Here is a 13,093-nt window from a genome sequence, read left to right as displayed (position 1 = left end):
GTCCAAATAAAGTTACGTATTAGCTATGTATTGAGATCATGATCTAAAGGCAATAAGCAAGCGTATAGCTAAATAGATACGACTGGAGGGTAATACGATGCAACAAGATACATTAATCAATTTATGCAAGTTAAACCATCTAACACCTATGATCATCAATACTGCAGACTCACCACACTACCTAGTAGGGGCAAAAGACGCCGATGGAAATTTCTTTTCCATCACTGAAGAAAATGCGACGAACGTTCGGTTAGGTTCATTAGAGCAAGCTAAGCAATGGTTTATAGATATGGGTATTTACCAGGCAGAATTTGAAATGCAAACAGCTTACGATGAAATGGTTGGAATTAATGAACCAAGTAAGGTAAAACAGTGGCTAACGTTTGGCCATTTGTAGTTTGCTAAAAACACGAAAGGAGTATGTGTGAAAAATAGTATCGACATTAAGCAATTGTTAAATGTTTTTAATAAAGTGACCCGCGAAGGTGTCAAAAAAGAAGATCGCTATGTATTAAATCAAATAGTTGCTTGGACAGATTTTGACGGCTATACCTGCTTCATGGAATATAAAGACATTAAAATTACCATTTATTTCCACAACAAATACCATGTAGAAGCACCAAATGAACGTTCGCTCGAAGCGTTTGAAGAATTAATTGATAAAATGGCCCGCGTTCATTAACGCTGCTTATCACTCAATAAAATGGGGAACTAATAGCGTTAAATGGCACAGCACTACAACAGACGTGATATATAAACGGGCGCTAAGGTAGTAGCGTTGGCTGCTGCTTTTCAATACAGTGGCGCTTTTTAGCTCTAAAAAGTAAGCAAAAATAAAACAACCAGCCAAGCCAATAAGTGACATCTTTGGCGCAGAAAAAAGAAATACAAAGCTCAATAGTGCAATTGCATTGGTCCAAACACTGGTCGGTATATTTGCCCAACTTGATGTGTTATGCCAAAGAGTACCTATAACAAAGTTTAAAATAATAACGCTGTAGCCAATAAATAGCGTATTTGGGCTTAGATTAAAAAGTTTAATTTCCGTTAAAGATAAACCAGCAAAAATTAAAAAAGGTATCACGCCCAAATATATCAACCGTGTTTTAATTTTTGTCATGACCAAACCTCTAACGCTAATTCATCATATACATTGTTAGAATGCTATACGTGTTAGCCCTTCGAGCAGATCAATGCCTGGCCTCTAACTCTTTTAACTCTCGCTAAGTGACCAAATATCTATTTCAGTTGGTATAGTTGGTAACTAACCTGCCCCATGGTTTTATTTTTTAAGAGTTGCCAATTATCAGGTAACACCGTTGAAGTCGCTTCCGCTTCTTGCTCTAAATATACAATGGCTTGTGGCGCTAACCAGCCAGAGGCCAATAAATTACTAACCTTTTCAACTAAGCCTTGTCTGAAAGGTGGGTCGATAAATATTAGATCGTACTGTTTGGATGCGGGTGTACTAAGAAACTCTAAAGTGTTTGTTTGAAACACTTCACAATTGGTCGCGCCAAGCAGTTGTTTATTGGCAATGAGCTGTTTAGCTGCTTGTTTATTAAGTTCTAGAAAGGTGACATGCTCTGCGTGACGAGATAATGCTTCAAAGCCCAAACTACCCGCGCCAGCAAAACAATCTAAACAATGACTCCCTTGCACGTATGGCATCAACCAATTAAATACTGTCTCTTTAACTCTATCGGTTGTTGGGCGTAGTCCTTCTGCATCGATTACCGGTAATTTTCTACCGCGATGTTTGCCTGCAATAATGCGAATGTTGCCCGATGATTTATTTGTATTGGCTGAATTTTTTCGTGCTTTGGACATAGGATCAAGCTTTTGTTTTGTGTCTGCATTTATGATGTTAAACTAGCGGCAATTTTATCCTTGTTTAGTATGCAATAACACCTGTTATTGTTCAGAGAAAGAAAAGAAGTTTAGACATGTCAGAAAAGAAAGGTATGTTTTCTTGGTTAGGTTTTGGTAGCAAAAAATCAAAACAAGAGCCGAAAGAAGAAGAGCTTAACGATGTTGAGCAACAAGATTTAGGCGAAAAAGTAGCAGAAAATCAGGAAAATACCTTGCCTGAAACAGAAGCTGTTTCACATACTGATAAGCCAGAGCCAGAGCCAGAGCCAGAGCCAGAGCCAGAGCCAGAGCCAGAGCCAGAGCCAGAGCCAGAGCCAGAGCCAGAGCCAGAGCCAGAGCCAGAGCCAGAGCCAGAGCCAGAGCCAGAGCCAGAGAAAAAACAAGGTTTTTTTGCTCGACTCAAGCAGGGGCTAAGTAAAACACGCCAAAATTTAGGTGGCGGTTTATTTGATTTATTCCGTGGTAAAAAGATAGATGATGACTTATTTGAAGAGTTAGAAACTCATCTATTAATGGCCGATATCGGCGTTGAAACCACAATGAAAATTATTAAATCACTTACGGAGTCAGCATCAAGAAGCCAATTAAAAGATGCAGAAGCACTCTACGATTTGCTAAAGCTTGAATTAAAGAAAGTGATAGAACCAGTAAACCAACCTCTTGAGATCCCAAAGAGTGACTCTCCTTACGTGATTTTAATGGTTGGTGTTAATGGTGTGGGTAAAACAACCACTATCGGTAAATTAGCAAAGCAATTCCAGGCTCAAGGTAAGTCTGTTATGTTAGCCGCAGGTGATACTTTCCGAGCGGCAGCCGTAGAACAATTACAAGTTTGGGGTGAACGTAATGACATCCCTGTGATTGCTCAGCACACTGGTGCTGACAGTGCCTCTGTTATTTTTGACGCGATCAGTGCAGCCAAAGCACGAGGAGCTGACGTCTTAATTGCTGATACCGCAGGCCGACTACAAAATAAAGCGCATTTAATGGAAGAGCTGAAAAAAGTGGTTCGTGTGATGAAAAAACTAGACGAAAATGCCCCACACGAAGTTATGCTAACTATTGATGCTGGCACTGGACAAAATGCTTTAAGCCAAACGCAATTGTTTGACGACGCTGTAGGTTTAACAGGGTTAACATTAACAAAACTTGATGGAACAGCAAAAGGTGGTGTTGTATTTGCTGTTGCGGATAAGTATGGTATCCCTATTCGTTACTTAGGTGTTGGTGAAGGTATCGACGATTTACGTCCATTTAATGGTGATGACTTTATCGACGCATTATTTAGCCAAGAAAAATAATAAAAATTAATGATACGCTTTAATCAAGTAAATAAAACTTATCCAGGCGGCTTTGTTGCGTTAAATAATGTCAATTTTAGCCTTGCTGCTGGAGAAATGGCTTTTTTGACCGGACACTCAGGTGCCGGGAAAAGTACTTTATTAAAGCTAATGTCGTTGATGGAAAAGCCAACAAGTGGCACTGTGCACATCAATGGTGTTGATTTATCGAAAGTAACGTACAAGCAAATACCTTTTATTCGCCGCGGTATAGGAATGATTTTTCAGAATCATAACTTATTGATGGATAGAACAGTATTTGACAATGTTGCGTTACCTTTGGTGATTGAAGGTTTTAGCCATAAAGAAACCAAAAAACGTGTTGAAGCTGCTCTAGAGAAGGTACATTTGTCGAGCAAACTTAGATGTTTTCCTCACATGCTTTCTGGCGGTGAGCAGCAGCGAGTCGGTATTGCTCGTGCACTTGTTAATAAGCCTCCTATTTTATTGGCAGATGAGCCAACTGGAAACCTTGATCCCAAACTTTCGTTAGAAATTATAAAGCTTTTTGAAGAGTTTAATGATCTAGGTGTTGCTGTTTTGATTGCAACACATGATCTTGGGCTTATCGCTCGATTGAAGTACCGTACCCTAACATTAAAACAAGGCGCAATGATCAACGACGGGTTAATGGAAGGTTTGCAAGGAGTGCACGATGACGCGTAAGGCAAATAATGGGGCTAAGCAAGACAACAAGCACGCCGCCGGCTTTTTAGGCCGCTTTATTGCCTACCTAGTTAGACATGCACAACAAGCGGTTGGTAGTTTGGGAGATCTGTGGCGCAACCCGTTCACGTCAGTGATGACAATTCTGGTGCTAGGTATTAGTTTAACGTTACCTGCTACTCTGCACGTGTTTGTCAAAAATGCTAATGCCATTTCGCAACAATGGAAATCAGCATCGGAAATCACTTTATTTTTGAAACTTTCAGTGAGTGAAAGTAATGCACAACAATTTGTTCAGCGAATTTCGCTCTATCCAGAAGTCGCATCGGTAGAGTATATTTCAGCAACACAAGCTTTAGATGATTTTAAGCATAACTCCGGTTTTGGTCAGGCTCTGGACTATTTGTCGGCTAACCCATTACCTGCAACAGTGTTAGTGACTCCGACAAACCGAGCTAGCCAAGTTGAGGCGGCGACAGAACTGTTACAAAAGCTGCAAAGCGAACGAGAAGTTGAACAAGGTAAACTAGACCTAGAGTGGCTAACACGTTTACAAGCTATGGCTACGTTAATTGAAAACGTCGTGATAGGCATCGCAGTATTACTGTGTTCATCTATTGTCTTGATCATAGGTAACACCATTCGATTGGCCATTTTAAACGAGCGAGAAGCGATTGCAGTTATGAAACTGGTTGGAGCAACTGACAGTTTTATTCAACGACCTTTCCTTTATTCAGGTGCTTGGTATGGCATATTGGGAGGAATGGTAGCTGTTTTATGTGTCGCCGGCTTAGTCGAATATTTTTCAATGTCATTAATCGAACTTACCGACTTATACCAAAGTGACTATACACTGATTGGTTTAAGCAGCTCAGATATGCTTTCGCTTATCGGATTTGCCATTTTACTTGGTTTGTCTGGCAGTTATATCTCTGTTAGAAAGCACATTCGCGCGATTGAGCCTACAGCAGAATAGATGACCGGTTAAGCACACTGTCTGCCCAGTTTAATGCGGTTTGATGACTTTGGAAGCAACACTCATCAGGTAACCCTCGCTCGATATTAAACCGGCTGGCATTTTCCCAATCACCACGCTCTACCAATTGACTCAGATGCAAATATTGATGCAAGTAGTTATCCTGGTTGAGCAGCGCAGATTTGATATCAACATGCAGTGGTAACACTTCTAAAACATGCTCAAGATCATGGTCCAAAATGCCATCCACTAACGATAGCAACCCTGTTAAAAACGCTTTAGGTTGATGCTCTTCTTGCAAGGCTTGTTTTTCAGAGAGTAATTCACAAAACTTCGCACGCACCAGTGATAGCCTTGTTATTTCGGTGCACTTGTTTTGTGACAAATTGGACAATGCTAACAAAGAAATAAAACGTTTAAGATCCGCCTCACCGATATAAACCAGCGCATGTTTAAGTGAAGATATTTCTTGGGTCAGCCCGTAGTAAGCACTATTAATAAATCTTAATAATTTATAGGTTAAGCCAGGATCGCTAGCAAATATTTCTGTTATGCGAGGTAGGTTTAGTTTCTGCTGGGTGGTTTCACCAATTAAACTGATCAAATTACGTTTATCGGTGAGAACTTTTCGTTGTTTAACCATTTCGGGCTTCGCAAAAAAGTATCCTTGAAACAGTGTAAAGCCCAGTTGTTTTAACTGCTCAAATTGCTCTCTATCTTCCACTTTCTCAGCAAGTAAGGTGATATTTTTAGCTTCTATTGTGGCAAGTGCACATTGAATATCGGCAATAGATAAGGCTAAAACGTCGACTTTAATAATATCAATTAAAGGCAAAATTGGCTGCCATCTGGCATCAAAGTCATGATCGTCAAGTGCTAGCTTGTAGCCTTTTCGTTTTAGCTCCGTTAAAGCGTCAATTAACTCTGGTGTCAGCTGCACATCTTCTAAAATTTCAATAACAATATTGTCGGGGCTTAAGAAACTGGGGAAATGTTGAACTAAGGCATCAGAGTGAAAGTTAACATAAGCAGGTAAGCCATTGGTGATTTTATCTAGCCCAAGCGTCAAATGATTGTTAGTGAGAATATTTGATGTTGCTTTATCAGGATCGATATTTGGGAAGCTGTTACTTTGACCATCTCGAAAAAGTAATTCATAGGCAACGACTTTTTGTTTGCTGTCTAAAATAGGCTGTCGAGCGACATAAGAATACATATTTTATTGTTATCCAAACTTCATTAAAACCTAACAATACTAGGGAATATCTTTAATTGGACTGAATTAAAAGTAAGATTGCTACTGCCCTAATCTATTGTTATACAACAATTAGTCGGGATTCTATCACATAATGTCACAAAAACGTCAAAGAGGATTGAAACTTATTAGTGTAAGCTCGTGTCTATTACAAGAAATAAGTTATTCTGCGAATTGACGCACATTGGCATTTTTGCTATCGATCATTGTGGTTGTGTGTGCTACTATCGCGAACAGACGTAAGAAAAAGGGTTTTATAAATGAGTGAAACAATGCAATCCATGGCACTAACGGTGCCACAAAGCGGCAGCATTGAAGCCTATGTGCAGTCGGCGTACGGCATTCCAATGCTAACGGCTGAGCGCGAGCATGAGCTAGCAACTCGTTTACACGATGATAACGATTTGCAAGCAGCTCAAGAGCTGATCATGTCTCATTTGCGTTTTGTTATTCACGTTGCAAAAGGATATGCTGGTTATGGCTTAGCGCAAGCTGACCTGATCCAAGAAGGTAATGTAGGTTTAATGAAGGCAGTTAAGCGTTTTAACCCTGAAATGGGTGTTCGCTTAGTTTCTTTTGCCGTTCACTGGATCAAAGCGGAAATACATGAATTTGTATTACGCAATTGGCGAATTGTTAAAGTTGCAACGACTAAAGCACAACGTAAATTATTTTTTAACCTACGTAAAAACAAAAAGCGTTTAGGTTGGTTTAGTAATGCTGAAGTTAGTCATGTAGCTGAATCGCTAGGTGTTAGTGAAAAAGACGTGATGGAAATGGAATCACGCATGACAAGCCAAGATCAGACGTTTGAAATGTCAAACGATGATGATGACAACGCTGCGGGCAGTAATTTTGCACCTGCTCAATACTTAGAAGATGCAGACTCTGATATTGCTGTTCAAGTTGAAGAAAATAACTGGGAACAACATGCTAACAAGCGATTAGCCAATGCGTTAGTTGCACTTGATGATCGTAGTCAGGACATTATCAAAACTCGTTGGTTAGACGAAGACAAAGCAACATTGCAAGAGTTGGCTGATAAATATCAAATTTCAGCGGAGCGTGTTAGACAGTTAGAAAAAAATGCGCTTAACAAACTTAAAAATGGTATGGCAGCGTAAATTTAGCTAAATAGTTATCTAATAAAAAACCGGCTAAGCCGGTTTTTTTGTACCTTTTTAAAAGGTTTTACATTATTTATGCAAATAATTGATGGTTTTTTACACACCGCTCTGGAAAAAGTTGTCAAGTTTGTTAGACTATCCGACCAATAATAATACTAATAATGTAAGGTTACGCCTTAGATGGACGTAAAGGCTAGTTCGGATATACAGGCAATACGACAATTACCTAAATTAAAGTCGTTACTGAAAAAATATCGTCAAGTAAAAACTATGCAATCGGGATTGTTGCGTTTGTCTGAGTTGGCAAGCACTGTAACCGACATGTCCTCCTTTTATTGTGCTCTTGAGTCTGTGATAAAAAGTTTACTGATCACTGACAGCTTTCATATTGTATTATTGAACCAATCTCGTCAGCTTTCTCTAGCTTATTCTCATAATAGTAAAGAGGAACGTTTATTATCACATTTAGAACAAAACCATTGGCATAAAAGCCTAACACATATGGTATTTGATGAATGTGAAGCATTTCATTGTAGTGCTGCAGAGCGTATGGCATTGGCCAAGGCTGAAAAAATTGCCCTCTATGGATCATCATGTGTTGACTGGCTTGGAGTACCACTTAAGCGGGGTCATCAAGTAATCGGTGTAATTGCCTTACAAAGCTATGATAGTAAGTTATATTTTGATGACCGAGACAGCCAGCTTTTACAATTTATCGCTGAACACCTTGTAACTGCTATTGATCGTGTTCGTAGCAGAGAACTACTAGAGCAAAATATTCGTCAAAGAACGCAAAAGCTGACTGATACTAATCGTAAATTACAGCAAGAAATTGCCGAGCGACAAAAAGCGGTAAAAATTTATAAAGCTATGTTAGCTATTTCTGAAATCTCAGCTAACAATCAGCCGATAGAGCACTTTTATCGCGCCATTCACGATGAAATTAAAACCTTATTACCGGCAGAAAACTTATATATTGCCCAGTTGTCTGATGATGCAACGGAGTTAAGTTTCCCCTATTATCACGACGAAAAGCTGCAACCACCTAAAACACGATTACTGGCTAATGGCTTAACTGAATTAGCGATTAATACTGGTGTGCCATTAATGATCACCAATGGCAGTATTTATACGCTTTCTGAACAAGGTGATATAGAGCAGAAGGTTTTCAGTTTACAGTATCCGTTGGAAAATTTACCAAAAGCTTGGTTAGGTGCCCCGTTAATTGAACAAGACCGTATTGTTGGTGTGTTAGCGATTCAGCACTATCAAAATATTCATGCTTATTGTTACAGCGATTTAGAGCTTGTACGTTTTGTTAGCCAGCATATTGCGGCAGCGGTAACTCGTATCAAAGCGCAAGAGGCCATACAGCGAAGCCACGATGAGCTTGAACGTATGGTAAATAAACGCACTCAAGAGTTACAGGCAAGTAATTTAAATTTACGCATGCAGATGGAAGAGCGCAGAAAAGCAGAGCAGCAGTTGTATTTTGAAGCGCACCATGATGCTTTAACACGTCTGCCCAACCGAGCGATGTTTTCTGACCGACTTACCTACGCACTGCGTCATGTAAAACGTCATCCAAATCATCGATTTGCGGTGTTATTTATCGACTTAGATCGCTTCAAATTAATCAATGACACCATTGGACATCACGCCGGGGATGAATTTTTAAAAGAAATTGCTAGGCGTTTGACCAAATGTGTTAGAGATAATGACATTCTTGCACGATTAGGTGGTGATGAATTTGTTGTGTTACTTGACTCATTGCAATCTCAAGATGATGTTGAAGAAGTTGCTTCTCGTATTATTACCGCGATAGAAAAACCGTTTGATATTGAAGGGCATACTCTATATTCCAATGCCAGTATTGGTATTGCGCTATGTAACCATCATTATCAAGACGCCAATGAAATATTACGCGATGCCGATGCTGCTATGTATCAAGCAAAAGGCATGGGCCGTGGCCGATATGTGTTTTTTGATGAAAGCATGCGTGAGCAATTAATGGCGAGTTTAACTTTAGAACAAGAGTTACGCATCGCGATAAAAGAAAAGCAGTTTGAGCTGCACTACCAACAAATATCTGATCTCCATTCAACTAATGCTATTGGGTTTGAAGCACTCTTGCGCTGGCAACATCCAGAAAAAGGCTTGTTAACTCCGAGCGAGTTTCTGTTTATGGCGGAAGAGTCGGGCATGATTCTAGAAATAGAATCATGGGTGATTGAAGAGGTTTGTCAGCAACTTCGAATGTGGCGTGAACATCCTGAATACGCTACGGCATTCATTGGTATTAACTTATCGGGAAGACATCTGACACAAACCAATCAGTTAAATCAGTTAATAGAGGCAATAAAGGCCAACACGGTTGAACCTGAGCGTTTAATTTTAGAATTTAATGAAAGCGCATTTTCACAACATACAGAGTTAGCGCTAAAAGGCTTAAAGAAACTGAAAGCCTTTGGAGTTAAACTTGCTTTAGACGATTATGGCGCAGGTCTTTCATCGTTTAACTTCCTACACAGCTACCCTTTCGAATTCATTAAACTAGATCGCAGTTTAATTCGTTCGATTAGTCACAACGCCGAAAATATTTCGCTAGTTAAAGCCTTACATGAGTTAGGTGGAAAGTTTGGCTATCGCTTAGTGGCAGAAGGAATAGAATCTCAGGAGATGCTAGACAAGTTACATGATGTCGGCTGTGAGTTTGGTCAAGGGTATCATATTGCTAGACCGACCAAGTTTAATCATGACGATGTAGACACTGATTTACCAAAAGCGCGCGCATAGCTTTACTGATAAAACAAAGGATTAATAGCCTTTAGAGAAATAACCTTCTACACGTAAAGCAAGCCCTGGTGTCGTGGTGTAGTTTTCTTCCTCTGGCCATTCAACAAAGGGCTCTATTTCAAAAAATAGCCATTCTTTAACAGCGCTAAAACGATAGCGATAGCTCAAGGTATACTTATCAATAACAAAGCCGTTTTCGCCATTTCGTTCACCTTCAACTTGCAATGCCATGATAGATGCAGCATTTTGTTGAAGCTGCTTTAAACGATAAAAGCCATGTTTCCAGCGAATACCGCTAAACGAATTTGAGCCTCGCACACTGTAATTAACTCTAAGTTGTGACGTTTTATCGATTTGATAGTCGTATTCCATCAATAACTTGGCGCCTAAGCCATCATCAAGGAAATAATAAACTGAAGGCTCGATTTTGAAGCTGTGATTTTCAGACCAATTAAGTCGTCTTTCGTGTTTGGCTCGAACAAAAATATCGCCACCTGAAATACCAATTCTAGATTCAATTCTGCGATTAGATGATTTGCTGTGGGTGATTCGTACAGCGGCCGAAAAGTGATCATTTTCATTGTTTGGCTTGGCGTTCACCGATTCTAGCGGTAAATAGCTTTGATCAAGATCGTCGTCATCAGATAAGATTAAATCCACTTTATCTTTTAAATGAGGCAGTTTAACTTTAATACGAAAGCGGGTGTCAAACTCTCCCAAATCTCTTGCCTTCGGCTCCCAGCCTAGTCGAATACGTGCCGTGGTTTTAGGGGATTCTTGCTCCGAATTTTCATCGATAAAAAAGTTGTCAAACCAAACCGCCGATTGAAATACTGAATCTGACACCGTGCTGTGCAACTTTTCCATCCATCCAATATCATCTGTCTTTACTTTGTTAGCGTTGTTAGCTTTGACGCAATCACTATCAGCAGGTAATTTGGTAGTACGTTGATTTTTATCGTTAACTTGAGTGTTTTCCTGGGCATAAATACCCTGTGAGAAAAATAAAAGCGACAGCAATAACAAACGCTTAACCACAGTCCTTGAAATGGATGAATACAATGTCCTAAATCCCTCGTAAATTAGCTGATGCAAACAGGTGCTTTTTTTAAATATAACTTTATAATGACCTTAATTGAATTATAGGAGTTTTTTTCATGGGCGGAATAAGTATTTGGCAATTATTAATTGTCGCCTTGATCATCGTTTTATTGTTTGGCACCAAAAAGTTACGTGGCTTAGGATCAGATTTGGGATCTGCGGTTAAAGGTTTTAAGAAAGCCGTTACCGATGAAGATAAAGAAGATAAACCAACGGAAGCAATCGCTGATCGCTCTGCACAAGAGACTAAAGCTGAAAACAAAGACAAAGAAAAAGCATAACTATGTTTGATATCGGTTTTTGGGAGTTACTGCTAATTTCCGTCATTGGTTTAGTGGTACTCGGGCCTGAACGCTTGCCAGTTGCTATTCGTACCGTTAGTGGCTGGATCAAAAGTGTCAAAAATTTCAGTAGTCATGTACAAAATGAAATTACACAAGAGCTCAGAATTCAGGAGCTACACGCCGATCTAAAAAAGGCGGAGCAATCTCAGTTTGAGTCAATGAGTCCTGATGTCGCAGAATCTGTGCAAGCACTAAAAGATGCTGCCGCTTCTGTACAAAAACCATATGAAAAAAATACTGATAACGCGAGCAATTCAGAGCAAACGCAACTCAGTGATAACGATAAAAAATAAGTTAAAATTGGCCCTCGATGGATAACTCACCTCAACATACACTTTTTGATCATCTGCTTGAGTTGCGTGACCGTATTTTACGTATGGTGCTCGCAGTTTTAATCGTATTCTGCTCAATGGTGTATTTCGCCAATGATATTTATGAATATGTATCAAAACCTCTACTTGCAGTAATGCCAGAAGGTGGACAAATGATTGCAACTGATGTTGCTTCGTCGTTCTTTGCGCCATTTAAATTAACTATGGTGTTATCTTTATTTGTCGCCATGCCATATATTCTCTATCAAGTATGGGCGTTTATTGCGCCTGGTTTGTATCAAAATGAAAAACGTTTTGTTGCACCGCTGCTTTTTGGTAGTAGCTTTTTATTTTATGCCGGCATTACTTTTGTCTACTTTGTCGTATTCCCACTCGCTTTTGCTTTTTTTACTTCTGTAGCGCCAGAGGGTGTCAATATCGCAACAGATATTAGCAGTTACTTAAATTTTGTTTTAAAACTGTTTTTTGCTTTTGGTTTGGCTTTTGAAATTCCGGTCATCATATTGTTATTGTGCTGGACAGGTTTTACTGATCCACAAAGTTTAAGAGCGAAAAGACCTTATATGATAGTGGGGGCATTTGTAATAGGAATGCTACTAACTCCCCCTGATGTAATATCACAAACCTTGCTGGCAGTTCCCATGCTGTTGTTGTTTGAACTTGGAGTATTTTTAGCTGGCATCTATCAAAAAAAAGAGAACGAGGAAGACTGTTCCGAGGAAGCCAAACATGAGTAAAAAATTAACAAGCGTAGCATTTATTGTTTTATTGTTAATCACGGGAAAAACTTGGGCTGATGATTTAGTTGCCATTAAAGCGTGTGCACAGATTGAAGACAGTTTAAAAAGGCTAGTTTGTTACGATGAGTCGGTGAATACGCTTATCGCCAAGCAAGCGCAAATCTCTCAAAAGAAAACTGATATAAAACCAGAAAAAACCAAACCTTCAGTAAAAAAACAGCCTGATATAACGAGTGAAAAAACACCAATGCCTGTTGATAAAAAAGAGCAATTTGGCATTGAACATGTTCAAAATAAACAGAAGCAAGCTGTTGAAGAAATTGAAGATCAAGACGTAATTTATATTGTTAAGTCGCTTGATAAAAATATAAAAAAACGCTGGGTGATCACCTTTGAAAATGGACAAGTGTGGCAGCAAAATGATTCGGAGTACCTCAAATTATCAGCAGGTGATACGGTGATTTTATCTAAGGGCTTGTTTGGCGCTATTCATCTTAAAAAAGATGGTTCAAATCGTAGAATTAAAGTTAGGCGACAAAAATAA

At 39.3% G+C, this 13,093-nt stretch carries 15 protein-coding genes; 11 read left to right on the top strand and 4 right to left on the bottom strand.

Translation table 11 applies throughout. The features are described from left to right. The first annotated feature begins 97 nt into the window (after nucleotides 1-97). Both IE199_RS08735 and IE199_RS08730 read left to right on the top strand, forming a co-directional pair. Nucleotides 98-397: a DUF6482 family protein gene (locus IE199_RS08735; protein ID WP_189769287.1), complete on the top strand. Its 300-nt coding sequence runs from the start codon at nucleotides 98-100 to the stop codon at nucleotides 395-397. A 27-nt stretch (nucleotides 398-424) separates the two neighbouring features. Then, nucleotides 425-682, top strand: coding sequence for a DUF3081 family protein (locus tag IE199_RS08730; protein WP_189769285.1), 258 nt, complete (start codon nucleotides 425-427; stop codon nucleotides 680-682). A 9-nt stretch (nucleotides 683-691) separates the two neighbouring features. Here IE199_RS08730 and IE199_RS08725 read toward each other — a convergent pair whose 3' ends face one another. Both IE199_RS08725 and rsmD read right to left on the bottom strand, forming a co-directional pair. Further along, a complete protein-coding gene (locus tag IE199_RS08725; protein WP_189769283.1) occupies nucleotides 692-1,120 on the bottom strand; it encodes a DUF3429 domain-containing protein in 429 nt (142 codons plus the stop codon). 119 nt (nucleotides 1,121-1,239) lie between these two features. After that, on the bottom strand, nucleotides 1,240-1,830 hold the full coding sequence (gene rsmD / locus IE199_RS08720; RefSeq protein WP_189769281.1) for a 16S rRNA (guanine(966)-N(2))-methyltransferase RsmD: 591 nt from the start codon (nucleotides 1,828-1,830) through the stop codon (nucleotides 1,240-1,242). A gap of 116 nt (nucleotides 1,831-1,946) precedes the next feature. Between rsmD and ftsY the strand changes: the two genes are divergently transcribed. From ftsY to ftsX, 3 genes are read left to right on the top strand one after another with little or no spacing between them, the layout of a single operon-like run. Beyond that, nucleotides 1,947-3,173, top strand: coding sequence for a signal recognition particle-docking protein FtsY (ftsY, locus tag IE199_RS08715; RefSeq protein ID WP_189769278.1), 1,227 nt, complete (start codon nucleotides 1,947-1,949; stop codon nucleotides 3,171-3,173). A 9-nt stretch (nucleotides 3,174-3,182) separates the two neighbouring features. Continuing rightward, the gene (gene ftsE / locus IE199_RS08710) at nucleotides 3,183-3,878 is read left to right on the top strand and encodes a cell division ATP-binding protein FtsE (protein ID WP_189769270.1); all 696 of its coding nucleotides are present in this window, start codon (nucleotides 3,183-3,185) and stop codon (nucleotides 3,876-3,878) included. Continuing rightward, nucleotides 3,868-4,854 carry a permease-like cell division protein FtsX gene (gene ftsX, locus IE199_RS08705; protein WP_189769268.1) on the top strand — a complete coding sequence of 329 codons (987 nt, stop codon included), beginning with the start codon at nucleotides 3,868-3,870 and terminating at the stop codon, nucleotides 4,852-4,854. The genes ftsE and ftsX overlap by 11 nt, the downstream gene beginning before the upstream one ends. Here the strand turns inward: ftsX and IE199_RS08700 are convergent. After that, on the bottom strand, nucleotides 4,841-6,070 hold the full coding sequence (locus IE199_RS08700; RefSeq protein ID WP_189769266.1) for an EAL and HDOD domain-containing protein: 1,230 nt from the start codon (nucleotides 6,068-6,070) through the stop codon (nucleotides 4,841-4,843). The genes ftsX and IE199_RS08700 overlap by 14 nt on opposite strands. Before the next feature lie 299 nt (nucleotides 6,071-6,369). On the opposite strand from IE199_RS08700, the gene rpoH reads away from it, so the two are divergent. Together rpoH and IE199_RS08690 are read left to right on the top strand one after the other, a co-directional pair. After that, nucleotides 6,370-7,233 carry an RNA polymerase sigma factor RpoH gene (rpoH, locus tag IE199_RS08695; protein WP_189769264.1) on the top strand — a complete coding sequence of 288 codons (864 nt, stop codon included), beginning with the start codon at nucleotides 6,370-6,372 and terminating at the stop codon, nucleotides 7,231-7,233. A 183-nt stretch (nucleotides 7,234-7,416) separates the two neighbouring features. After that, nucleotides 7,417-10,032 (top strand): EAL domain-containing protein, encoded by a 2,616-nt coding sequence (locus tag IE199_RS08690; protein ID WP_189769262.1) that lies wholly within the window; start codon nucleotides 7,417-7,419, stop codon nucleotides 10,030-10,032. Between the two features lie 21 nt (nucleotides 10,033-10,053). Here the strand turns inward: IE199_RS08690 and IE199_RS08685 are convergent, their stop codons facing one another. Then, entirely contained in the window at nucleotides 10,054-11,094 is a 1,041-nt protein-coding gene (locus IE199_RS08685; RefSeq protein ID WP_189769260.1) for a hypothetical protein, read from the bottom strand. A gap of 95 nt (nucleotides 11,095-11,189) precedes the next feature. On the opposite strand from IE199_RS08685, the gene tatA reads away from it, so the two are divergent. From tatA to IE199_RS08665, 4 genes are read left to right on the top strand one after another with little or no spacing between them, the layout of a single operon-like run. Continuing rightward, a complete protein-coding gene (tatA, locus tag IE199_RS08680) occupies nucleotides 11,190-11,414 on the top strand; it encodes a Sec-independent protein translocase subunit TatA (protein ID WP_189769258.1) in 225 nt (74 codons plus the stop codon). A gap of 2 nt (nucleotides 11,415-11,416) precedes the next feature. Continuing rightward, nucleotides 11,417-11,770, top strand: a complete 354-nt coding sequence (gene tatB, locus IE199_RS08675; RefSeq protein ID WP_189769256.1) for a Sec-independent protein translocase protein TatB — start codon at nucleotides 11,417-11,419, stop codon at nucleotides 11,768-11,770. A gap of 17 nt (nucleotides 11,771-11,787) precedes the next feature. Continuing rightward, nucleotides 11,788-12,546: a twin-arginine translocase subunit TatC gene (gene tatC, locus IE199_RS08670; RefSeq protein ID WP_189769255.1), complete on the top strand. Its 759-nt coding sequence runs from the start codon at nucleotides 11,788-11,790 to the stop codon at nucleotides 12,544-12,546. Further along, complete coding sequence (locus IE199_RS08665) at nucleotides 12,539-13,093, top strand: hypothetical protein (RefSeq protein ID WP_189769247.1); 555 nt, start codon at nucleotides 12,539-12,541, stop codon at nucleotides 13,091-13,093. Before tatC ends, IE199_RS08665 begins: the two co-directional genes overlap by 8 nt.

It is taken from the genome of Thalassotalea marina (genome assembly GCF_014656435.1).
In the GTDB taxonomy this organism is placed as follows: domain Bacteria; phylum Pseudomonadota; class Gammaproteobacteria; order Enterobacterales; family Alteromonadaceae; genus Thalassotalea_C; species Thalassotalea_C marina.
Note: the sequence above shows the minus strand (reverse complement) of the source record. Positions and strands in the feature narration are given on the sequence as shown.

Coding starts and splice junctions, on each gene's coding strand:
- IE199_RS08735 (WP_189769287.1), top strand. CDS start 98: ATGCAACAAGATACATTAATCAATTTATGCAAGTTAAACCATCTAACA.
- IE199_RS08725 (WP_189769283.1), bottom strand. CDS start 1,120: ATGACAAAAATTAAAACACGGTTGATATATTTGGGCGTGATACCTTTT.
- rsmD (WP_189769281.1), bottom strand. CDS start 1,830: ATGTCCAAAGCACGAAAAAATTCAGCCAATACAAATAAATCATCGGGC.
- ftsY (WP_189769278.1), top strand. CDS start 1,947: ATGTCAGAAAAGAAAGGTATGTTTTCTTGGTTAGGTTTTGGTAGCAAA.
- ftsE (WP_189769270.1), top strand. CDS start 3,183: ATGATACGCTTTAATCAAGTAAATAAAACTTATCCAGGCGGCTTTGTT.
- ftsX (WP_189769268.1), top strand. CDS start 3,868: ATGACGCGTAAGGCAAATAATGGGGCTAAGCAAGACAACAAGCACGCC.
- IE199_RS08700 (WP_189769266.1), bottom strand. CDS start 6,070: ATGTATTCTTATGTCGCTCGACAGCCTATTTTAGACAGCAAACAAAAA.
- rpoH (WP_189769264.1), top strand. CDS start 6,370: ATGAGTGAAACAATGCAATCCATGGCACTAACGGTGCCACAAAGCGGC.
- IE199_RS08690 (WP_189769262.1), top strand. CDS start 7,417: ATGGACGTAAAGGCTAGTTCGGATATACAGGCAATACGACAATTACCT.
- tatA (WP_189769258.1), top strand. CDS start 11,190: ATGGGCGGAATAAGTATTTGGCAATTATTAATTGTCGCCTTGATCATC.
- tatB (WP_189769256.1), top strand. CDS start 11,417: ATGTTTGATATCGGTTTTTGGGAGTTACTGCTAATTTCCGTCATTGGT.
- tatC (WP_189769255.1), top strand. CDS start 11,788: ATGGATAACTCACCTCAACATACACTTTTTGATCATCTGCTTGAGTTG.
- IE199_RS08665 (WP_189769247.1), top strand. CDS start 12,539: ATGAGTAAAAAATTAACAAGCGTAGCATTTATTGTTTTATTGTTAATC.